The organism is Priestia aryabhattai (assembly GCF_023715685.1).
In the GTDB taxonomy this organism is placed as follows: Bacteria; Bacillota; Bacilli; order Bacillales; family Bacillaceae_H; genus Priestia; species Priestia aryabhattai_B.
In genome coordinates this window covers 189131-210815 of the sequence record NZ_JAMBOQ010000005.1, presented here as the reverse complement: position 1 = coordinate 210815, position 21685 = coordinate 189131, and the positions used below count along the sequence as shown (strand labels likewise).

Below are 21685 nucleotides of genomic sequence, written 5' to 3'. Positions count from 1 at the left end.
CAAATGTGAGGTTGTTATAATCTATTATGTTAAAAATCTATTCTTATTTTCGTAAGAATTTACGGATGGATAATGTACTTCCCCACATCCCAATTAGACCACCGATTACTAGTAACAATAGCGACACTTGAAGCACGAATGGAAATGCAGGTAAAAGTTCAAAGAATCCATCAAATTTAGGTTGAACTTCATTATATAAAACGCTGTACACGCCGATAATAACTGCAATTGGCACAATAGAACCAAGCACCCCTAAAAACAGACCTTCAATAAAGAACGGCCAGCGAATAAAGGAGTTTGTGGCTCCCACTAAGCGCATAATTTCAATCTCTTCACGGCGAGCTACAATCGTAATTTTAATTGTATTTGAAATGAGGAACATCGCTGTAAATAGAAGCCCTAAAATCAGTACTATCCCGATATTACGAGCTACTTTCAGCACTTTAAATAACTTTTCAACTTGATCTTGTCCGTATTGAACTTTTGCTGCATACGGATATTTTTCAATTTGTTCAGCTACTTTTGCGACATCGGTTGGCTCTTTTGTTTTAACAACAAATACATCATTTAATGGATTTTGCTGCTCAAACGGTTCAAAAGCTTGTCCTTCATCACCCATACTATTAATTAAATCTTTTAATTCTTTATCTTTAGAAGAAAACGTCACCGTATCAACTTGCTTAATTGCATCTAGCTTTTCTTTCATTGCTTTTCGGTCATCTGCTGTCGCTGCAGCATCAACGTGAACGCGAATTTCCACATCATTTTCAATCAATTTAGCAATGTGGTTTAAATTCATCATTAACATAAAAAATACCCCTACAAGCAAGAGCGTCACAGTAACCGCACTTGCAGATGCGAATGTCATCCAACCGTTTCTTCCTAAACTTTTAGATCCTTCACGTAAGTGGCGACCGAATGTTCTAGCCTTCATATCCGTATTCACCTCTTACTTCATCGCGTACAACATTTCCATTTTCAATCGCAATTACGCGCTTTCGAATTGCATTTACAATTTCACGGTTATGCGTTGCCATTAAAATAGTCGTGCCGCGTTTATTAATTTCCTCAAAGATATCCATGATTTCCCATGAAGTTTCAGGATCAAGATTGCCTGTCGGTTCGTCGGCGATGACAACCTTAGGATTATTCACAATCGAACGTGCAATGGAAACACGCTGTTGCTCTCCTCCCGATAGTTCATCAGGGAAAGAATCCATTTTCCCCTTTAACTTAACAAGCTCTAGTACCTCTAGCACTCGCTTTTTAATTTCTTCGGGACTTTGCTCAATTACTTCTAGTGCAAAAGCAATATTTTCATAGACCGTTAATTTTGGAAGTAGCTTAAAATCTTGAAAGACTACACCGATATGACGTCTAAAGATAGGAACTTTGCTATCTTTTATTTTTGCTACATTTGCACCGTTTACAATGATATTTCCTGAAGAAGGCTTTTCTTCACGGTACATCATTTTAATAAAAGTGGATTTTCCTGCTCCACTTGGTCCTACGATATAAGCAAACTCACCTTGATTAATCTTGATGCTAATGCCATTGATTGCTTTTACACCGTTCGGATACGTTTTATATACATTTTGCATTTCAATCATAAGTAATCACCTAATCAAGTGTGTTATTTTAATACTATGTAAAACTTGTCAAAATACGACAAAACTCTACAATTCAAACCAAAAATTCGACTCTTCTCACGCGCTTTCTCATTATAACATCACTCTTTGTGAAAATAAGCCCCAAAAATATTACATTTTTATTTCAAATATGACATAAGTAGGATATTTTTAGTAAAGGATGAGAATTTATCCTTATTGGAGAAGCAAATGCACCTGGCGACATAGCTAAAGATACCCATGCTCAACAGCAAGCCATTATCTTAAACCAAGAATTAAAACAGCTTTAACACAAAAATAAGACGGATATCCGTCTTATTTTTTCTTTGCCAACCAAGCGGCAACTTTTTTAGCATCTTCTTCATTAATTAGTCCTTTTGGCATACCGCCTTGACCATTATTAATAATGTTTTCAATTTCAGCTTCTGAGTGTTCGCTACCTACCTTTTGCAAGCTCGGTCCATTCGCTCCTCCTAAATCTACTCCGTGACAGCCTGTACAATTTTTCTTCACAATATCTTCTGCACTCGCTGAAGATTCACCACCAGCAGATTCATTTCTAGAAGTTTCTCCTCCGCATGCGGACAAAACAAGCGCTAGACCGATTGTTAACGTCAGTAATACTTTTTTCAAGCCTTCTCCCCCTTGTTGTAGAGTTTTCACTCTATTATAACCTACTCCAGAATGTTTAAAACACTCTGTTTACAAGGACTTTGTTTCAATTTCATGAATTCTCTCATCACATTTATAGGTACTATTAAGCAATCGATTCGTTTCCTAAACGTTTTTTGTATACTACCCGTGAAATTGTCACACTAAGCTCGTACAAAAGAAGAAGCGGGACAATTACTAAAATATCCGAAATAAAGTCAGGAGGAGTAATAAGTACGGATATCACAATTAAAGCAAAATAAGATAGCTTCCTTGCTTTAGCTAATCTTAATGGATTCAGAACCCCTAAGCGCGTTAAAAATAAGACAACTAAAGGCATTTCAAATAAAAAACCAAATGGCAAACACAAATTAAGCATAAAACGAAAATAATGCTCAGCCGTAAACATCAGGGAAAACTGATCATTCGACAGGCCTGTTAAAAACGCTAAAACCATTGGAAATAAAACAAAATAACCGAAGCCCAATCCGCTTACAAACAAGAGAAAAAAGAGTGGAATGAAGGTAATCATAACCTTATATTCTTCCTTTTTTAATCCCGGTGAAACAAAGCGAAATACTTGATACGCAGCTACTGGAAGCGTAAAAGCAAGCGCAAAAACAAATGCAATCACCATATAAATCCATACGATTTCACTTGGTCCAAGTACAGCAAGCTTGCCGTCCAAATCTTTCACCAGCCACTGATAAATATCTTGTACAAATATAAAGCTAAAAATAAGTAAAACTATAAATGCGCAAAGCGTTTTAATAATACAAATCCGCAATTCCTCAAGGTGCTCCATCAAACTCATTTCTCCCATCGTATTCTTCTCCTTTCTGACAAGTAGAAATAGACGAGTTTCCTCGTCTATTTCTTTACTTACAGTGTTGATTTATTCTCTTTTTGTTCGGAAACGGTTGCTGCCTGCTTTTCTTTGACACTTTCATCATCTGATACGAGCCCTTTTGCAGCTCCTTTAAATTCCGTTAGCGTTCGTCCAAAAGCTCGTCCAACTTCCGGCAGCTTAGACGGTCCAAAAATAATTAACGCAATGACTAAAATAATAACCAAACCAGGAATTCCAATATTGGAAAACATACTTGACCTCCTTTCTCTTACTTAGATCTCTACTGCTTTACTTTTCCCTTCTTTTTCAACTCTTGTTTTTCATGTGCTTTCCCGTGTGCCCGCATACGATCTTCCTCTACTTCCTTAGAAATCTTCAGTCCACGCGGTACGTTATTTACTTCGACTTCCGTCATACCTTTGCCATCTTTTTTATATTGAAAGGAAGCTCGAGTTGAAATTTCCGCACCAGGCTCTGTTACAAAAGGTACAACGCGATAATCAGCTTGCCATATATCAGGAGTTACCGTACACCTTACATATCCTCTGTAATCATTAAAGAATGTGAGGTGTGGATTTTGACTTAAAATTTTATCTGTATCAGCTCGTTTATCTGCTCCGTTCCCTCCAGAAGTGATGGAGGTGCCGACGAACTCTGCACCAATAATTCTTGAATTAAGATTGGCAAAATCCGTGTGTAAATTAGAAGCCCAGTTAGCGTGTACATCTCCAGTTAGTACAATGACGTTGTCCAACTTTTTCTTTTCAATAAAATCAATGACACGCTGACGATTCGCCGTATACCCATCCCATGCATCCATGCTGTATGTAGGCTTAGCCGCCGTTCCAAATTTTCTTGGCGCAAAGAAAATTTGTTGAGCTAGTACGTTCCAGTGACACGCTGACTTTTCAAGATTAGTAAAAAGCCATTTTTCTTGTTCACTCCCCAATAGCGTACGTTTGGGATCAAGAGATTCTGGCGTTTGCGGCTTTGTTCCGTCTCCGTTTGCTTGATCATCTCTGTATTGACGCGTATCCAACACTTGAAAGGAAGCTAGTTTCCCATATGAAAAGTCACGATATAATCTCATATCCGTTCCGTGGGGCAAGGATGTTTTACGCAAAGGCATATGTTCGTAATAAGCTTGATAAGCTGCCGCGCGGCGTTGAATAAATGCTTCTACTGATTGGCCTTTTTCAGGAATTACATTTGCATAATTGTTTTCTACTTCATGATCATCCCACGTCACAATCCATGGAAAAGCAGCATGAGCAGACTTCAAATTAGCATCTGACCTGTACTGAGCATGCCTGTTTCGATAGTCTTGAAGCGTTTGAATTTCTGCACTGCTGTGAGTACGAACGTTTCCGCTTGCAGCCACATACTCGTTTGGTCCATATTCATAGATGTAATCACCCAAATGAACTACAAAATCCAATTGTTCCTTAACCATATGTTCATAGGCTGTGAAGTAACCATGTTCATACTGTTGACACGAAGCGAACGCAAACGTCATGCTGGCTACTTCTACATTTGCTGAAGGAAGGGTTTTTGTTTTTCCAACCGGGCTTAAATCATGACCGCTTTTAAATCGATAATAATAAATATGACTTGGCTTTAATCCTTTTACATCAACGTGAACAGAATGAGCAAGTTCAGGTCTAGCCATTTCTGTTCCTCGTTTGACAATTCGATGAAAATCTTCATCTGCAGCAAGCTCCCATTTTACTGGAACGGGTTGATTAGGCATTCCCCCGCCATTCAACGGGTCTGGTGCTAATCTTGTCCAAAGGACAATGCTATCTGCTAAAGGATCTCCTGATGCGACGCCTAGAGTGAACGGGTAACTTGAAAGTTTAGGCGCTGCAGCTGAAACCTCTACTGCATTTAAACCGATAGACTGAGCAATCGTTAATCCAAGTGATACTCCAGCTACTTTTCCAGCTCCTTGTAAAAAACGTCGTCTATCAAACCCCTTACTCGAAGAAAAACTATTCTGTTTTACTTGCTCTATTAATTCGTTTAACGATTTATTTTCCACGGCACATGCCCCTTCCTCTTGGTTTAGCTCAAATTATAAAAGCTATTTGTAAAAGGAGTATAAAGGATTGTAAAGAGGAATCCACTGTAAAACAGGTATTTTTAACCATTTTATTTCATTGACAAAATAAGAGACCTTACGATAGTACCTTTTAAATTTCTGCATTTTCTTAATTCTCTATTTATAGGTAGTTCTTTACACTCATTTTTCTTCATCCAACTTTTACAAAGTTCTAACAACTAAAAAAGGCAGCATACCGAGGTATGCTGCCTTTTGATTAAATGTGAGAACGTAAATACGCATCGATAAACGGATCTAGATCTCCATCCATTACACTTTGTGTGTTTCCGACTTCCGTATTGGTGCGGTGATCTTTTACCAATGAATACGGATGGAATACGTAAGAACGAATTTGACTTCCCCATCCAATATCCTTTTGTTCTCCGCGAATTTCAGCTAGCTGTTCTTGCTGCTTTTCAATTTCTAATTGATACAACTTAGATTTTAACATCTTCATTGCCTGCTCACGGTTTTTAATTTGTGAACGTTCCGTCTGACAAGATACGACTACATTAGTTGGAAGGTGAGTAATACGAACAGCTGAATCTGTTGTATTGATATGCTGACCTCCGGCACCACTTGCACGATACGTATCAACCTTCAAATCTTCCGTACGAATATCAATTGAAATTTCATCGTTAAATTCCGGCATAATGTCGCACGATACAAATGACGTATGACGACGACCTGATGAATCAAACGGAGAAATACGAACGAGACGATGAACGCCTTTTTCAGCTTTTAAATACCCGTACGCATTATGCCCTTTAATTAAAAGCGTTACACTTTTAATACCAGCTTCATCTCCAGGCAAGTAATCAAGCGTTTCTACTTTAAAACCTTTTTTCTCAGCCCAGCGCGTATACATACGTAGTAACATTGAACCCCAATCCTGTGACTCTGTTCCACCAGCACCTGGATGCAGTTCTAAAATCGCATTATTTTTATCATACGGCTCGCTTAAAAGCAGCTGTAATTCAAAGTCGTTCATACCTGAAATAAGCTCTTTTAATTCACCAACTAGTTCTTCTGCTAAATCTTCATCGTATTCTTCTTTTACAAGTTCATAAGATACTTGTAAATTTTCGTATGTTTCATCCAAGTGGTTAAATTGATTTACTGCATCTTTCAAACCATTCGCTTCATTAATAACAGTCTGAGCTGCCTGCTGGTCATTCCAAAAATTTGGATCAGCCATGGTCTCATCTAATTCATCGATACGAGCTTGTTTTGTATCGAGGTCAAAGAGACCCCCTAAAGTCCGCTAATCGCTTAGCTGTTTTGTCAAGTTCTTGCTTAATTTCTACTAAATCCATGAGTTAAACACCTCTATTTTATTTTTGACGCACAGGAAGGAAATGAGAAGACTCATTTCCTTCCTGTACTAGTTCATTCTATACTAATTGACTCTTATTTTATGATTCTTTACCGCAGCAGTTTTTATACTTTTTGCCACTTCCGCAGATACAAGGATCATTTCGGCCAACTTCTATCGCATTTACTTTTGGCTTCTTCTTAGCCGGCGCGTCTCCTTCTTTTGGATGAACAGCCGCCTGACCTTGTGCTACTTCTTGACGCTCAAGGTTATTATTAATTTCTGCTTTCATGATATACTTCGTCACTTCTTCTTCAATGGTTGCAATCATATTTTCAAACATCGCAAAACCTTCCATTTGATATTCGCGAAGAGGATCTGTTTGGCCGTACGCACGAAGGTGGATACCTTGGCGAAGCTGATCCATCGTATCAATATGATCCATCCATTTAGAATCAACTGCTCTAAGAACAACAACTTTTTCAAATTCACGCATTTGTTCTTCAGGGAGCTGAGCTTCTTTTTCATTATAACGAGCTTTTGCATGATCTACCAGCAGTTCTACCATTTCTTCAGGCTCTTTACGGCGAAGATCTTCTTCTGTGACTTTACCTTCCTCAAGAACATTAGCATTTACGTAATCAATAATCGCTTGTAAATTCCATTCTTCTTCTAATTCTTCACGCGGTGTGTTTACTTCAACCACACGCTGTAACGTTGATTCAATCATACGTTCTACAATCGCACGTAGGTTGTCTGAATCAAGCACTTCAAAGCGCTGTTTGTAAATAACTTCACGCTGTTGACGAAGAACGTCATCATATTGAAGTAATTGTTTACGTGCATCGAAGTTATTACCTTCAACGCGTTTTTGAGCGGACTCAACAGCTCTTGTTACAATTTTACTTTGAATTGGCTGTGAGTCATCCATACCAAGGCGATCCATCATTGCCATCATATTATCTGAACCAAACCGGCGCATTAATTCATCTTCCATGGATAGATAGAATTGAGATACCCCTGGGTCCCCTTGACGTCCTGCACGTCCGCGGAGCTGATTATCAATACGGCGTGATTCATGACGCTCTGTACCAAGTACAGCAAGACCTCCAGCTTCAACGACACCTTCACCTAGTTTGATATCCGTACCACGGCCAGCCATATTTGTTGCGATTGTTACCGCACCTTTATGCCCCGCATTTTCAATAATATCCGCTTCACGCTCATGCTGTTTCGCATTTAAAACATGATGGCGAATGCCTTTTTTCTTTAATAAAGCTGATAAAATTTCAGATGTTTCAATCGCAACTGTACCAACAAGAACAGGCTGTCCTTTTGCGTGGCGCTCGGCAATATCTTCTACTACCGCATTAAACTTGCCTTCCATTGACTTATAAATTAAATCCGCTTTATCATCACGTGAAATTGGCTTATTTGTTGGAATAACAACAACGTGCATATTGTAAATATTACGGAATTCTTCTTCTTCCGTTTTAGCTGTACCCGTCATACCTGATAATTTTTCATACATACGGAAGTAGTTTTGGAATGTGATGGTAGCTAACGTCATGCTTTCATTTTGAATCTCAACATTCTCTTTAGCTTCGATAGCTTGATGCAAGCCGTCGCTAAAACGTCTTCCTTTCATTAAACGACCCGTAAACTGGTCAACGATCACAACTTGATCTTCATCAATTACATAATCCACATCGTTTTGCATCGTTACATGTGCTTTAAGCGCTTGATTGATGTGGTGGTTTAGTGCTACGTGTGAAATATCAAATAAGTTTTCAATGCCAAATGCCCGCTCGGCTTTTGACATACCTTCTTCAGTTAACTGAACACTTTTTGTTTTGATATCAAAAGTAAAATCGGTTTCTTTATCAAGCGTGCGAACGAATGCATTAGCTTGAATATAAAGCGCAGTTGATTTCTGCGCGCTGCCAGATATAATAAGCGGCGTACGTGCTTCATCAATTAAGATAGAGTCAACTTCATCGATTACGGCAAAATGAAGCGGACGTTGAACCATTTGTTCTTTGTAAAGCACCATGTTATCACGTAAATAGTCAAATCCTAGTTCATTATTTGTACTATACGTAATATCCGCTGCATATGCTTCTTGCTTTTCTTCACGCGTTAAATGGTTTAAATTTAACCCTACTTTCAAGCCTAGGAATTCATATAAACGACCCATTTCACTAGCATCACGGCTCGCTAAGTATTCATTGACTGTTACTACGTGTACGCCTTTTCCTGTAATGGCATTTAAGTATACAGGCATAGTAGCTGTCAACGTTTTACCTTCACCCGTTTTCATTTCCGAGATATTCCCTTCATGCAGAGAAATACCCCCCATTAGCTGAACTTTGTACGGATACATGCCTAACACACGTTTCGCTGCTTCACGTACAACCGCAAAAGCTTCATCTAATAGGTTATCGAGCGATTCGCCATTTTGGTAGCGTTGTTGAAATTCAGCTGTTTTTTCACGAAGCTGATCGTCCGTTAAAGACGCTATTTCAGGACCTAACGCATCAATTTGGTCCGCCATTTTTTCTAAACGGCCGATTTGGCGCTGATTGCCGTCAAACACTTTTTTAAATAATCCAAGCATATTAAAACGCTCCTCTATTTATAATCAGTACATTTCATACTATTCTCATTCATATCTGTATCTTTCATTATAAAACATTCTGAGTAAAATTGTAACATTGCAGCTAAGCAAGTAGCAACTTGTACCCTTTTTCGTCTGTCTCTTTACTAGTACTAATCTATTAACGAGCTATTTTTTATTGTGATTTCCCCTGCCTCACTCTTACAATAAAAAAGGGGAATGTAGAATGAACGTTCAATCTATTACAAAAGAACAAGCTTGGAAAGTCCGACATATCGTCATGTAGCCTGATAAAGATTTCAGTTATATTCAGCTGAAAGATGATCCATCAGGAATGCACTATGGACTGTTTGAAAAAGGAGAGTTAAAATCAGTTGTTTCCTTATTTATAACAGCTGATGAAGCTCAATTCAGGAAATTTGCTACTCTTAAAGAAGAACAAGGAAAAGGGTACGGCAGTCATTTGCTAAAAGAGGTTTTGCTCAAGGTCAAGAACCTTGGGATACGAAGGGTCTGGTGTAACGCACGAGAAAATAAGGTCTCTCTTTATAAGGCATTCAAAATGAAAGAAACCACGCGTGTATTCACCAAATCTTCTACAAGCTATGTAGTCATGGAACTATTTTTTTAAACAGCTAAAAAAGCAGCGTGCGGAAGCACGCTGCTTTTATTTTACTGCTCTTATTTAAGAGAGCCTGTAACCGTTAGTTTGGTTCAATCAATCCATATCGTCCATCTTTTCTTCGGTACACAACGTTTGTAATGTTTGTCTCAGCGTTTGTAAATACAAAGAAACTATGTCCTAACATATTCATTTGTAAAATAGCCTCTTCGCTATCCATTGGTTTTAAATTAAATCGTTTTGTACGAACTAGCTCTAATTCATCTTCTTCAGTTGCAACAGCTACGTTCGCTTCGCTTTCTAATGCTGCAAATAGATACTTCTCAGCACCTTTTTCACGCATTTTTCGATTCACTTTTGTTTTATGTTTACGAATTTGACGCTCTAATTTATCTAGGACAAGATCGACAGCTGCGTATAAATCACTGTGTGTCTCTTCGGCTCTCAATACGAGATCATTCATTGGAATTGTGACTTCTATTTTTTGATCGTTATTGTAGACTTTTAAGTTTACATTTACGTCAGCAGTTGGTGTTTCGTCGAAATAACGCTCTAACTTACCAAGCTTTTTCTCTACGTATTCCCTAATTGCTGGAGTCACCTCAATGTTTTCACCGCGAATGTTATACATCATGTTCGAACTCCTCCTTTAATCCATTGCTATACCTCTACAATTCTACAATACCCGACACAACCCCTTCCTAAACTATTAAAATTTTTCGAAAATTTAGTGAAAAATTTTGGAACCTGAGAAAAGTTTATGAAAAAACCAAAAAAATAGACCTTCTTCATAAGAAGAAGGGTTGTATTTTTTTAAGCAGAATTAATTTTTTTTATCGTAAAACATCCCATCAAACATTTTCGTTTCGTAAGGGTTTACATAGCTGTTATTATGCTTTTTCTTCGCTTTTAGCAAACGGAGATCCACCATAATTTGATGCCGAATTAAGATCAGCTTTTGATCAATTGCCTTATTCATTTCGACAATTTTCTTACCCATCGATTCATTATCCCTACTTTTTGGCGGCAGCTTCTCTATGATGTCACGTCTTTTTAATAGAAGATACTCTAATTTTTGAATGTCTTCTTCTCGATTTTTGTCGGAAAATGTTTGAGTAAGCCGATAAATCTCATCAGTTAGCTGATACAGTTCATTTATCATATTTATGCTTGACCGCCGCTTCCATGGACTTGCTGGCGATGAAGCTGCACAACTTGCTTCCATGTATCGCGGAATTCTGTTACATATTGTTCAGCTTCGTCCAAGCTTGCTATATCATTTTTTGTGTTAGCTTCAATTAAACACTGGTTAATGTAGTCATACATGGCCATCATAGACTTAGCAACTTGCACGTTTGTATCAAGGGTAATCATTAATTCTTGAATAATATTTTGCGCTTTTAACAGATTCGTATTTTTTAGCTCAATATTTTTTTCCTGTATGCCTGCTCGTGCAAGCTTGATAAATTTTAAACACCCGTTATACAGCATAAGCGTTAACTCTCCTGGAGAAGCAGTCTGAACAGCTCCTTGCTGATACGCTTGATACGGATTATTTGCTGCCATAAACGTTCACTCCTTCTTAACTAAAATATTGCGATAGCTGCGCGCTTTGAGCATTTGCATTTTGAATGGCTTTTTCCATTGCTGTAAACTGACGATAATACCGGTCCTCTATTTGTGTGAGCCTGCTTTCAAAACTAGTGATTTGGCTATTTACGCTTTTTAAATTACGCCCAAGCAAAAATTGTTCGCTTGTCCATGTTGAACGGCCAGCGCGCTGCTCGACTTTGGATACGGTTTGAGTAATCGTATCACGTAAACGTCGTACAATCCCTTTTTCACTTGTTGTACTTCCACTTTTCATAAATAAATCCATGACGGACTGCGGGTCTTTTTCAATTGCTTCTTTTAATTTAGTTCCGTCACCTTCTATGACTAGCTTGCCTCGATCGCTATAGTTTGCGCTAGTTGAAATACCGATGTCGGTTAGCTGCGAAAATGCTCCGCTCACTCCTGATATAGAGCCATACCAGTTAGAACGCATTTGATTCAGCCCACTTGATAAAATTGAGTCTCCTTTTAACAAACCGCTTTTCGCCTTATCATCCCATTGCTCGGCTTGTTTATCCGTTAGCTTTTCTCTTTCTTCATCAGTCAAAGGCTGATAGTTCCGGTCTCTTTCTTCCGTAATCTTTCCATTAATCTTCTCAATCAGTTCATTGTATTTGGTCACAAAGTCTTTAATTGTATCAAATACTTTCTGCGTATCATTGCTTACGTTGACGCGTACATCCCCTGTAAAATTATTTTGAAGGGTATAGGTAACGCCTCCAGTGGTAAACGTATTGGATTTACGGGTTGTTTCTAGACCGTTTAGTGTAAGCTTTGCATCTGTTCCTTTGGCATCACCGTCGAGCTTCAAAAAGTCCGTCAAAAATGCGCCTGAAAAAACCATGTTTGAACCCTTTGAACCATCATTACTATCTGCAGAAGATAAATCACCCGTATCTTTGCGAGTAAAGACAACTTTATTCGTTCCTTCATCGAAAAAAGCTGAAACGCCTACTTTTGAATTGCTGATTTGTGTCAAAACCGTATTTAGTGATGATGAACCGTCAAATTCAAATGGCGTACTTCCGCCATCTTCACTATTTCCTGTTGCTTTACCTGTACTATCATACGTTGTAATAGAAAAGTTCAACACATTTTGCTGATACGAAAACGCTTCAATTGTGCTACCGCTTGTTAATGTTGTACCAAACGTCATTTCACCTGTGTCTGCGTTAATGAATACTTCATTAGGATCTACTGCCCCCGCCGCTGTTCCTATTCTCACGCTATAATCTTTACTCGTACCTCCAGTGGTAACAGAGATAGACTCTAGAGTATTCACCTCAGAAAGAGATCCTTTAGCTAGTTTTACTGTACTAGTATCAGCACTTAACGCTATAGCGGCTTGATCAACCGTTTTTTTAGTCCACACACCTGCTCCCATCAAATCCCGTTGAGACCACAAACTTTTCGTCGGATCAATACTAGAAGCAATACTATCAGAGCTAATGCTCTGCGCAGCAGTTGCCATTGTCACGTTTGAAAGTGTATAAGACGCGTTTCCTGCTGAGGAAGTAGCTGCTGCTTTTACTTTCGTTTCATCTGCTGAAGATACCGTTTTGGACGAATAAGAAGACTGCAAGGTCATATTAAAAGCGAGATTATTAAATTCTGATAACAGCAAGTTCATTGAGCGATAATCATCTCGCTGCCACTCTAACGTTTGCTTTTGTTTTTTCATTTTATCAATAGGCATTCGTTCAGCCTTCATTAAATCACTGACGATTTGATCAATATCCATTCCGCTTGCTAACCCACTTACTCTTACCACTTACCATCACCACCGTTTTTTTATTCATCTATTCATCAATTGTTGGCCATAAAATATGAGTGTATTTTTTCGAAGCTCCCTATTAGTTCATAGGTTCACCACTTCTCTATTTTGTATCGGTAAAACAAACATTTTTTTCATAGGTCAAATGATGCAAGATAGAAAAAGCTCACTTATTTTTCTACAATAAGTGAGCTTTTTATTATTGGCTAAACAAGTTCAGTTTTTGGGACAAATTTCTTTGAATATCTTTAGGAATAAGGTATGGTGCTAGATTTATAATATCTCGTAACGAATCAATGGTAACAGAGGCAGATAAATTTATATATTCATCCGTTGTATCTGCTTGTTCAAATGAAATTGACTCTGGCAAATTATTGAGTAAAGTAATTTCATTCATTTCTTTATCGACCGTGACATCAGATGACCCATTAATATTTAAACGATCCCATACAAGAGACATAGGAATAGGCATTCTTCCTAAATGCACGCTGTTCACCTTTAAAACAAGCTTTCCATTTTCGGCATTTGGTGTTATATCAACTACAAACTGTGATTCCATAAAAGATACTACATGTTTATTAATATAAAATTTTATATGTTCCGGAAGCAACTCGGCTTCTGCTCCTTCAATCGTTTCATCATTTTCATAAAGATAGCTGCGCAAGTAATCATTAACATCGCTCTCGCTTAATCGGTATCCTAAAATAGGAGACCCGCCATTCAGTTCTAGTGACGTCGCATGAGCGGACTTTTCTTGTGCCAGTGAAGGTAATGAAGCAGTCTGATCAAGCTTTTCGACATTTCTGACTGGACTAACGAAAAAATACAACCCAAATAAAAGGATAATAAATAGAAAAACAACAACTATAAATTTTCTCAAACACACGCACCCTCTCAAACATTCTTCTTGGAATATAATAACGATTTATCTTTTATCATACAAGATAAATAAGATGTGTGTCGAAAACTTGTAGAGAATGTACGTATATAGCAGAAATTCCGAATAAAAAACAAGTCTACAATGAATATATTAAGTCTTTTTTGACTCAAAACATTTTAAATTTAGTAACTTAAAGGCGATTTTAATAGTAATTTGATAATTGGCACACTTCTTGCTTATTATAAAGGTAAGGGGAGGAATTTCTATTTATATTTTCAGAATTTACTTTATTTTCTAATATTCTTACGATAATTTTAAAGGAGTGAATACGATGGGAAACAAAACAGAATCACACGGAAAGTTAAAGCAACGTCACGTTTCCATGATTTCCATTGCAGGTATTATCGGAGCCGGCTTGTTTGTAGGAAGCGGATCCGTTATTAACGCAACAGGCCCAGCAGCAGTAGTTTCATATGCAGCAGCCGGACTGCTAGTCGTTCTATTGATGCGTATGCTCGGTGAAATGGCCATGGTAAACCCAGATAAAGGCTCATTCGCAACGTATGCTCAGCAAGGAATTGGCGCTTGGGCAGGTTATGCTATTGGATGGCTTTACTGGTTTTTCTGGCTAATTGTAATTGCGATTGAAGCTACTGCTGGAGGAGCAATTGTTCATGAATGGCTCCCTTCCGTACCAATTTGGCTTTTAAGCTTAATCTTAACCTTTGCATTAACCTTAACGAACTTGTTCTCTGTCAAATCATTTGGAGAATTTGAATATTGGTTTGCTATGATTAAAATTGTGGCAATCGTTGCCTTTATGGGAATCGGTTTAGCTATTATTTTCGGATTAATCCCAGGCACATCTTCACCTGGTTTAGCTAATTTAACAGGCCACGGAGGCTTTATGCCAAAAGGCACGAACTCTATCTTTTTAGGGGTTATTACCGTTATTTTCTCTTATTTTGGAGCTGAAATTGCGGCTATTGCAGCTAGTGAATCAGAAAATCCAGCAAAAGCTATCACAACTGCTATTCGCAGTGTCGTATGGCGAATTTTAATTTTCTATATTGGTTCAGTTGCTATTTTAGTAACTCTTTTACCTTGGAACTCAGCTGATTTACTAAAAAGTCCATATGTAACAATGTTAGAAATGGTCAATATTCCAGCAGCTGCACAAATTATGAATTTAGTCGTATTAGTATCCGTTTTGTCTTGCTTAAACTCTGCTTTGTATACGAACTCACGAATGATTTTATCATTGGCTCAAAAAGGACAAGCTCCTCGCGCTTTAGCAAAGGTAAGCAAATCAGGCGTACCAGCAAGAGCTGTATGGATTAGCACAGCTGCCGCATATGTGTGTGCTATCTTTAGCTTCGTTTCGCCGGATAAACTCTTTTTATTCTTAGTTAATGCATCAGGAGCCATTGCTCTTATTGTGTATTTAGCTATCGCTATTTCTCATTTACGCCTGCGCAAGAAAATGATTCAAGCCAACCAGCCAATTAAAGGAATGAAAATGTGGCTGTTCCCGTATTTAACATACGCAACAATTGCTGTTATTACCGTGATCTTCTTATCAATGGCATTTATTGATTCGATGCGCTCACAGTTTTTCTTAACTCTTGGATTAACCGCTGTGGTTCTTCTTTCATATTCGTTCATCAAAAAAACAAACAACAAGCGACCTGACGATCAATTTTCTGAGTCAGAAAATATTGCAAAATAAAAAAGCCGCAGATGCGGCTTTTTTATTTTGCTTTTTTGTAACACAAGACCCTCACTAAGTGAGGACTTTTGATTATTTTTCAACTGATATGTCACGATGAAGATTTCGAAGCGGCTGAGGAGGGCAAATACGTCGCGTCGCGTAAGAAACAATAAAAATAGTTAACAATCCGCCTACCATCGCAAATGTGCGAAACGGAAACATGACCACCCCGTCTTCAATCATCGGATACGGAAGCAGCGCTTTTAAATGAAGCAGTGGTTCTCCTCCACCGATTCGAAGGACAAGAGATACAATGAATCCAGCCAAAGATCCGTACCAGTTAGCTCCTTTAAAGAACAAAGCACAAACCAACTGGGGAAAAAGAATACAATACACTAGGTCCCCTGATAAATACCATAAAGAGTAGACACTCTCAGAGTTTAAAGCAATTAGAGTTGCTCCCGTTCCAATGATAATGATAGAACGTTTAATAACTTTATCTAACTGCGCCTGTGTCGCATTTGGCTTTACAATCGGGCGATACACGTTCCAGGCTGCCATCCCCGAAGCTGAAAGTAACGAAGCTGCTACTGCAGCCATAACGGCAGCAGCTAGTCCGCCAAGAGCAATTGCTCCTACTAAATCAGGCGTTAGATATTTAAACACATACGTTAAAATCATTGACGCGCTCTCAGGGCTTGACACTCCAAATGAAGACCAGTCTGCACTATAACCGATCATTCCTATTAAAGTTGGAGGCAAGGCCGCTAACGCGCAAAAGATACCAGCTGTAATAGATAGCCACATTGCTGCTTTTTCATTTTTAGCAGATAACACGCGCTGAAAATAAATTTGCCATGGAATACCACCAAAAATAAGTAAAAATGTGCTATCCCACCATTGCCAATATGTATTTCCCCATTTCGGATCTTCCCAGCCTTTTAATGGAGGAAATAAATGAAGAGAACCAGCCATGCCTTCTGAATAAGTAGAAAAAACGGCTCCCACTCCTCCCGTATTCGAAAATGCAAAGGGAAGAACCAGAAATAGTCCTAAAAACATAATAGAAAGCTGTAAGATATCGGTATGTGCTACTGCCCACAAGCCGCCAATCACGGTGTATGCAATGGCAATAAGTGCGGAAAGAATGATGGAAATTGAAAAACTGAGGCCTAAAATCACACCGAATGTTGTTCCTAAAGCAGTTAAGATAGCTGCGCTCCAAAACAGCTCTCCCAGTATAGCTGGAAAATAAAGAACCGTAGCCATTTTCTTACCGAAACGAGATTCTAAAGGATCAAGCATTGTCATAAACTCAAACCTTCTCATCTTTCTAGCAAAAAAGATACCGCCTAAAATTAAGCTGATTGAATAACACCATGGTGCTTGAGTCCATGTCAACCCGGAGGAATAAACGGTTTCGGCCGTTCCAGCAATATATCCTCCACCGACCCAAGTGGCGGTCATTGTGAACATTGAAATCCATAGCGGCATAGATCTTCCTGCAACAAGCATATCGTCTGATTTTCCTTTTTTACTTGCAGCGGCTCGAGCACCAATAAAATAAATAACACCATACATAATGAACATTAAAATGAGGCCTGGCCAATAGAGATCTGGATTATAGAGAGAATAGATAAATGCAACAACCATAAAGATTGAAAACCCTATAATAGTTGTCCATAAGGGGGTTAGTAGACGGTTGTTCCTGTTTGATTTCCCTGAAAAGTCAGAAGTCTCATTCGACTTTTCAGGCCTGGCTTGTTGTGTGTCTGAACGAAATGGCTTTTTAGCATTTTGCATCGTCTCACATCCTTTAAATTGATAAAGAAATCTAAAGACATAGTTGTCCTCTATTCCTTTTTCCTACCAGCATACAATTAAACCTAAAAATATACTTTTTTAGAATAAAATATAAATAGTTGGATTATAAATACCAATATCAAGGGGAGGAATTACGTTTATATAGTTATACTAAAATAATTTAAATTTCCTTATTTTAATATTTCGCTAAGAACTCATAATTGTTTTCATCTTCTATCTAAACTCCTTTCTTAATTTCCACATTCAAAATCCTTTGTTTCTCAAGGTTTGTATGCAAGCAGATATAGTACTACGGTTAATATATCTGAATGTTTAGGATATTGTCAAAAAAGTTTGAGTTCTTTTATATAAAAAAAGAATAATATTCTCATAGCTCATACATAAAAAAAACCTTTTGTATCAAGGGACATAGCAATCATTATTTTTTTATCACTTTTTGTTAAATTTTTTCTTAATATCCGAATAATTAGCTCCTTATAGAGAAGAGCATCTATTAAATTCAGAACATTTTAAGTTTTTTGATTTGACTTAATTAAATAACCGATGCTATAATTCGAATTGTTAAGAACGTTAAATATGAATTTAACAAATTCTATTATTTGGAGGTCGATGCTATTGGAACAAACACTTACGCTTGAAAAAATGCACATAAACGGCGAATGGGTTGAAGCACGCAGCGGCGAAAAAAGAGAGATTATAAATCCTTTTAATCAAGAGGTTATCGCTGTCGTTACAGAAGGAAATCGTGCTGATGCTGTAGAAGCCATTGAAGCAGCTAGAAAAGCTTTTGATGCAGGTGAATGGTCTAAATTTACAGCGGCCGAAAGAGGTTCTTTGCTATTTAAAGTAGCGGAAGAAATTCGCAATGATCGAGAGGAACTAGCAAAACTTGAAACCTTAAATACCGGAAAAACCCTCGTTGAAAGCCTAGCAGACATGGATGGAATTGCTAATGTCTTTCAATATTATGCTGGATTAGCAGATAAAGATGGTGGACAGATGATTGAGTCACCTAATCCCGATTCTGTTAGCCGCGTTGTCCGCGAACCTGTAGGCGTGTGCAGCCAAATTACTCCTTGGAATTACCCTTTATTGCAAGCCTCTTGGAAATTGGCTCCCGCACTTGCTGCTGGGAACACAATTGTTATTAAACCAAGTGAAATCACCCCTTTAACAACTATTCATATGATAAAAATTTTTGAAAGAGTTGGCTTCCCAGCAGGCGTCATTAACATTGTACTTGGCCCCGGTGCGACCGTTGGACAAGAAATGGCAGAAAGTCACTTAGTAGATTTAGTTTCCTTTACAGGTGGCGGTGTATCTGGACGTAAAGTCATGCAGGCTGCGGCAGGCAACTTTAAAAAAATTGCCCTTGAACTCGGAGGGAAAAATCCGAATATCGTCTTTGCTGACGCTGACTTTGACACTGCGGTTGACTATGCATTAAATGCGGTTTTCTTTCATGCCGGCCAAGTTTGTTCAGCTGGAGCGAGATTACTGGTTCAAGATGATATTCACGATAAATTTGTTTCAGCAGTTATTGAACAAGCCAAAAAAATTAAGCTAGGGGACGGCATGGATGAAGCCACTCAAATGGGACCCGTTATCTCAAAAGAACACCTAGCTAAAGTGGAACATTACATTGAGCTTGGCAAACAAGAAGGTGCTTCTCTTGTTTTAGGCGGCAAGCGTCCAACTCAAGAATCTTTACAAAAAGGCTTATTTATCGAACCAACTATTTTTACAAACTGTCATGGAGATATGAAAGTTGTCCAAGAAGAGTCATTCGGTCCGATTATGACAATTGAGCGCTTCAGCACTGAAGAAGAAGCGGTGTCACTTGCTAACGATACAATCTATGGATTAGCTGGAGCTGTTTGGACAAGTGATATGAATCGAGCTGAACGTGTAGTGAAAGCACTCCGTATGGGAACAACTTGGATTAACGATTATCATCCCTACTTCCCGCAGGCTCCTTGGGGAGGTTATAAGCAATCTGGGATTGGAAGAGAGCTTAGCCATATCGGGCTAGAAGAATATACGGAAATTAAACATATTTACACGAATACAAATCCACAGCCAATGCGCTGGTTTCAATAAAAATTAAGGGGGAATTTAAAGATGTTTATGCGATTTGAAAGAATGGAACGTTTAAAAAGTTTTGAGATGCCAACGGTTGTAAAACATGGAATTGGTGCTGTAAAACATACTGGAGAGGAAGTAAAAAACCTAGGTGTATCTAAAGTTTTATTAGTAACAGATCCAGGTGTAAAGAAAGTAGGTTTAGCAGACCCTGTAATCGCTAGTTTAAAAGAAGCAGACGTAGATGTTATTCTATTTGACCAAGTAGAAGCCAACCCTTCTATTCACGTAGTAGCGGACGGAACAAAAATGTACAAAGAAAATGGATGCAACGGACTAGTAGCTGTTGGGGGCGGAAGTTCAATGGATACGGCAAAAGCTATTGGTGTAGAAGCAGCCCATAATGCTCCCGTCTTAGATTATGAAGCAGCTGAAGGGAAAAAACCTTTAACAAAACGTATCCCTCCTTTAACAACAATTCCTACAACTGCCGGTACAGGAAGTGAAGTAACACAATGGGCTGTCATTACGGATCCTGTTCGTGAGTTTAAATTTAATACAGGTGGACCTTTAATTGCTGCCCACTTAACAATTATTGATCCAGAACTGCACGTATCTATGCCTTCACATATTACGGCCGGTACAGGAATTGACGCATTAGCTCATGCAATTGAATGTTATACATGTCATTTTGCACAACCAATGACGGACTCTGTTGCTTTATTGGCCATTGAGTACGTTGGAAAATACTTACGACGTGCAGTTGCAAATGGGCAGGATATCGAAGCACGCTATGGAATGGCGCATGCAGCTATGCTTGCTGGCCTTTCATATGGAAGTGAATCTGCAGGAGCAGCTCACGCGATGGCTCAAACATTAGGAGGCATTTATCCAATTGCTCATGGCCCTTGCGTAGCAGCAATGCTAGGTCCTGTAATGGAATATAACTGGATGGGTGAGCCTGAAAAATTTGCGCGCATAGCTCAAGCTCTAGGGGTTAACACACATGAATTAACGCTTGAAGAAGCAGCTCAAGCAGCTGTTCGTGAAGTATATCAACTAGTTAAAGATGTACAAATCCCTTCTTTAGAAGAACAAGGTGTTCCAAAAGAAGCAGTTTCTCGCTTAGCTCAAGAAGCATTTAATGATCCACAAACAGTTGGTAATCCTCGTGATTTAACTGTAAAAAGTTACGAATGGATTTATAACCGCTGTTTTGAAGCTACACCATTAACCGTATAAAAATGATAAAAAGGCTGTTGATTTTTCAACAGCCTTTTTTATGTTACTCTTTCGCTAATTCTTCATTTAAAATATCGATGATTCTTCGATCGTCAAAAACTTTCACTACTTTTTTCAAGAAATGATAATAATGTTTTGACTCTATAATCTGCGCTAAATTACGCTTTGCTTTTACTGCGATCTCCTCAGGTACATCCTCATCATTTAAAAGAATCTGCAGCTTGTTTTCCGCTTCTTCGATTGCCTCTAAATTAACCGAAATTTCTCTTTGCCACTTCTTACAGAAAAATGAAAAAAAGGACTTAGAAAAATCTTTTTCTGCTTCATATAAGTCTTTCCGAACACCTTTTTTCCACACTTTGTGGACCATATCAATATTTTGCAGTGAACGAATGGATGTACTCATCGTTGGTTTACTCATACCCAGTTCTTCACTCATTTGATCTAATGTAACAGGTTCATCCATAAAATAAAGCATACCATACAGCCTTCCTACTGAAGGTGTGACACCATATAAATCCATCGTATCAGCTAAAGCGCTGACAACCACATCTTCTGCTTCTTTTAATAAATCATGATACGCTTGAACATCACTCATTTACTCTTCTCCTCTTTTGTTAAATTCATTTGAATTATACTTAATAAATTTAATGATACACGATAAAAAGGAAAAAAACAGAAATTCAGTTCAATTTTTTGATAAAAAAGAAGCCTTCTCTTAAAGAGAAAGGCTTAAGACATAGTGGGGAATACTATATGTTTATCTTTCCCGAT

19 protein-coding genes are annotated in these 21685 nt (G+C 38.2%); 4 read left to right on the top strand and 15 right to left on the bottom strand.

Annotated elements, in window-relative coordinates; genetic code table 11:
* Positions 1–43 precede the first annotated feature (43 nt).
* From ftsX to secA, 8 genes are all read right to left on the bottom strand, one after another.
* On the bottom strand, positions 44–934 hold the full coding sequence (ftsX, locus tag M3225_RS22030) for a permease-like cell division protein FtsX (protein WP_251397295.1): 891 nt from the start codon (positions 932–934) through the stop codon (positions 44–46).
* Positions 924–1610 (bottom strand): cell division ATP-binding protein FtsE, encoded by a 687-nt coding sequence (gene ftsE, locus M3225_RS22025; protein ID WP_251397292.1) that lies wholly within the window; start codon positions 1608–1610, stop codon positions 924–926. Before ftsE ends, ftsX begins: the two co-directional genes overlap by 11 nt.
* 333 nt (positions 1611–1943) lie before the next feature.
* The gene (gene cccB, locus M3225_RS22020; protein ID WP_251397289.1) at positions 1944–2261 is read right to left on the bottom strand and encodes a cytochrome c551; all 318 of its coding nucleotides are present in this window, start codon (positions 2259–2261) and stop codon (positions 1944–1946) included.
* A 124-nt stretch (positions 2262–2385) separates the two neighbouring features.
* Positions 2386–3102: a twin-arginine translocase subunit TatC gene (gene tatC / locus M3225_RS22015; protein WP_251397286.1), complete on the bottom strand. Its 717-nt coding sequence runs from the start codon at positions 3100–3102 to the stop codon at positions 2386–2388.
* Between the two features lie 59 nt (positions 3103–3161).
* Entirely contained in the window at positions 3162–3380 is a 219-nt protein-coding gene (locus tag M3225_RS22010; protein ID WP_221778369.1) for a twin-arginine translocase TatA/TatE family subunit, read from the bottom strand.
* Positions 3381–3409: 29 nt separating this feature from the next.
* Positions 3410–5143, bottom strand: a complete 1734-nt coding sequence (locus tag M3225_RS22005) for an alkaline phosphatase D family protein (RefSeq protein WP_374109848.1) — start codon at positions 5141–5143, stop codon at positions 3410–3412.
* Positions 5144–5447: 304 nt separating this feature from the next.
* A protein-coding gene (gene prfB, locus M3225_RS22000) for a peptide chain release factor 2 (RefSeq protein ID WP_195781601.1) occupies positions 5448–6546 on the bottom strand; the annotation gives its coding sequence in 2 pieces (ribosomal slippage) (positions 5448–6482 and positions 6484–6546; 1098 coding nt in all).
* 99 nt (positions 6547–6645) lie between these two features.
* Entirely contained in the window at positions 6646–9162 is a 2517-nt protein-coding gene (gene secA / locus M3225_RS21995) for a preprotein translocase subunit SecA (protein WP_251397280.1), read from the bottom strand.
* A 307-nt stretch (positions 9163–9469) separates the two neighbouring features.
* Here secA and M3225_RS21990 point away from each other — a divergent pair, with 307 nt between their 5' ends.
* Positions 9470–9793 carry a GNAT family N-acetyltransferase gene (locus M3225_RS21990; protein WP_308215765.1) on the top strand — a complete coding sequence of 108 codons (324 nt, stop codon included), beginning with the start codon at positions 9470–9472 and terminating at the stop codon, positions 9791–9793.
* 73 nt (positions 9794–9866) lie between these two features.
* Here the strand turns inward: M3225_RS21990 and hpf are convergent, their stop codons facing one another.
* The 5 genes from hpf to M3225_RS21965 all read right to left on the bottom strand — a co-directional run bounded on the left by hpf (position 9867) and on the right by M3225_RS21965 (position 14058).
* A complete protein-coding gene (gene hpf / locus M3225_RS21985; RefSeq protein WP_013059750.1) occupies positions 9867–10418 on the bottom strand; it encodes a ribosome hibernation-promoting factor, HPF/YfiA family in 552 nt (183 codons plus the stop codon).
* A 189-nt stretch (positions 10419–10607) separates the two neighbouring features.
* Positions 10608–10946, bottom strand: a complete 339-nt coding sequence (locus M3225_RS21980; RefSeq protein ID WP_251397274.1) for a flagellar assembly protein FliT — start codon at positions 10944–10946, stop codon at positions 10608–10610.
* Positions 10947–10948: 2 nt separating this feature from the next.
* Positions 10949–11350, bottom strand: coding sequence for a flagellar export chaperone FliS (gene fliS, locus M3225_RS21975; RefSeq protein ID WP_251397271.1), 402 nt, complete (start codon positions 11348–11350; stop codon positions 10949–10951).
* Positions 11351–11366: 16 nt separating this feature from the next.
* Positions 11367–13169: a flagellar filament capping protein FliD gene (gene fliD / locus M3225_RS21970; protein WP_251397268.1), complete on the bottom strand. Its 1803-nt coding sequence runs from the start codon at positions 13167–13169 to the stop codon at positions 11367–11369.
* A 202-nt stretch (positions 13170–13371) separates the two neighbouring features.
* A complete protein-coding gene (locus M3225_RS21965; RefSeq protein WP_251397265.1) occupies positions 13372–14058 on the bottom strand; it encodes a YpmS family protein in 687 nt (228 codons plus the stop codon).
* A gap of 325 nt (positions 14059–14383) precedes the next feature.
* Between M3225_RS21965 and M3225_RS21960 the strand changes: the two genes are divergently transcribed.
* Positions 14384–15781 carry an amino acid permease gene (locus M3225_RS21960; protein ID WP_251397262.1) on the top strand — a complete coding sequence of 466 codons (1398 nt, stop codon included), beginning with the start codon at positions 14384–14386 and terminating at the stop codon, positions 15779–15781.
* A gap of 72 nt (positions 15782–15853) precedes the next feature.
* Here M3225_RS21960 and M3225_RS21955 read toward each other — a convergent pair whose 3' ends face one another.
* Entirely contained in the window at positions 15854–17566 is a 1713-nt protein-coding gene (locus M3225_RS21955; RefSeq protein WP_251397259.1) for a sodium:solute symporter family protein, read from the bottom strand.
* A 630-nt stretch (positions 17567–18196) separates the two neighbouring features.
* On the opposite strand from M3225_RS21955, the gene betB reads away from it, so the two are divergent.
* Positions 18197–19687 (top strand): betaine-aldehyde dehydrogenase, encoded by a 1491-nt coding sequence (betB, locus tag M3225_RS21950; protein ID WP_251397256.1) that lies wholly within the window; start codon positions 18197–18199, stop codon positions 19685–19687.
* A 21-nt stretch (positions 19688–19708) separates the two neighbouring features.
* Positions 19709–20911 carry an iron-containing alcohol dehydrogenase gene (locus tag M3225_RS21945; RefSeq protein ID WP_251397253.1) on the top strand — a complete coding sequence of 401 codons (1203 nt, stop codon included), beginning with the start codon at positions 19709–19711 and terminating at the stop codon, positions 20909–20911.
* Between the two features lie 43 nt (positions 20912–20954).
* On the opposite strand, the gene cudC is transcribed toward M3225_RS21945, so the two are convergent.
* Positions 20955–21509 (bottom strand): choline uptake/conversion transcriptional regulator CudC, encoded by a 555-nt coding sequence (gene cudC / locus M3225_RS21940; RefSeq protein ID WP_251397250.1) that lies wholly within the window; start codon positions 21507–21509, stop codon positions 20955–20957.
* Between the last annotated feature and the right edge of the window lie 176 nt (positions 21510–21685).

Bases quoted from the DNA above. Each gene is read 5' to 3' on its own strand.
- betB (WP_251397256.1), top strand. From the start codon at position 18,197: ATGCTATTGGAACAAACACTTACGCTTGAAAAAATGCACATAAACGGC.
- tatC (WP_251397286.1), bottom strand. From the start codon at position 3,102: ATGGGAGAAATGAGTTTGATGGAGCACCTTGAGGAATTGCGGATTTGT.
- M3225_RS21960 (WP_251397262.1), top strand. From the start codon at position 14,384: ATGGGAAACAAAACAGAATCACACGGAAAGTTAAAGCAACGTCACGTT.
- hpf (WP_013059750.1), bottom strand. From the start codon at position 10,418: ATGATGTATAACATTCGCGGTGAAAACATTGAGGTGACTCCAGCAATT.
- ftsX (WP_251397295.1), bottom strand. From the start codon at position 934: ATGAAGGCTAGAACATTCGGTCGCCACTTACGTGAAGGATCTAAAAGT.
- M3225_RS22010 (WP_221778369.1), bottom strand. From the start codon at position 3,380: ATGTTTTCCAATATTGGAATTCCTGGTTTGGTTATTATTTTAGTCATT.
- ftsE (WP_251397292.1), bottom strand. From the start codon at position 1,610: ATGATTGAAATGCAAAATGTATATAAAACGTATCCGAACGGTGTAAAA.
- fliS (WP_251397271.1), bottom strand. From the start codon at position 11,350: ATGGCAGCAAATAATCCGTATCAAGCGTATCAGCAAGGAGCTGTTCAG.
- M3225_RS21955 (WP_251397259.1), bottom strand. From the start codon at position 17,566: ATGCAAAATGCTAAAAAGCCATTTCGTTCAGACACACAACAAGCCAGG.
- cudC (WP_251397250.1), bottom strand. From the start codon at position 21,509: ATGAGTGATGTTCAAGCGTATCATGATTTATTAAAAGAAGCAGAAGAT.
- M3225_RS21945 (WP_251397253.1), top strand. From the start codon at position 19,709: ATGTTTATGCGATTTGAAAGAATGGAACGTTTAAAAAGTTTTGAGATG.
- secA (WP_251397280.1), bottom strand. From the start codon at position 9,162: ATGCTTGGATTATTTAAAAAAGTGTTTGACGGCAATCAGCGCCAAATC.
- M3225_RS21980 (WP_251397274.1), bottom strand. From the start codon at position 10,946: ATGATAAATGAACTGTATCAGCTAACTGATGAGATTTATCGGCTTACT.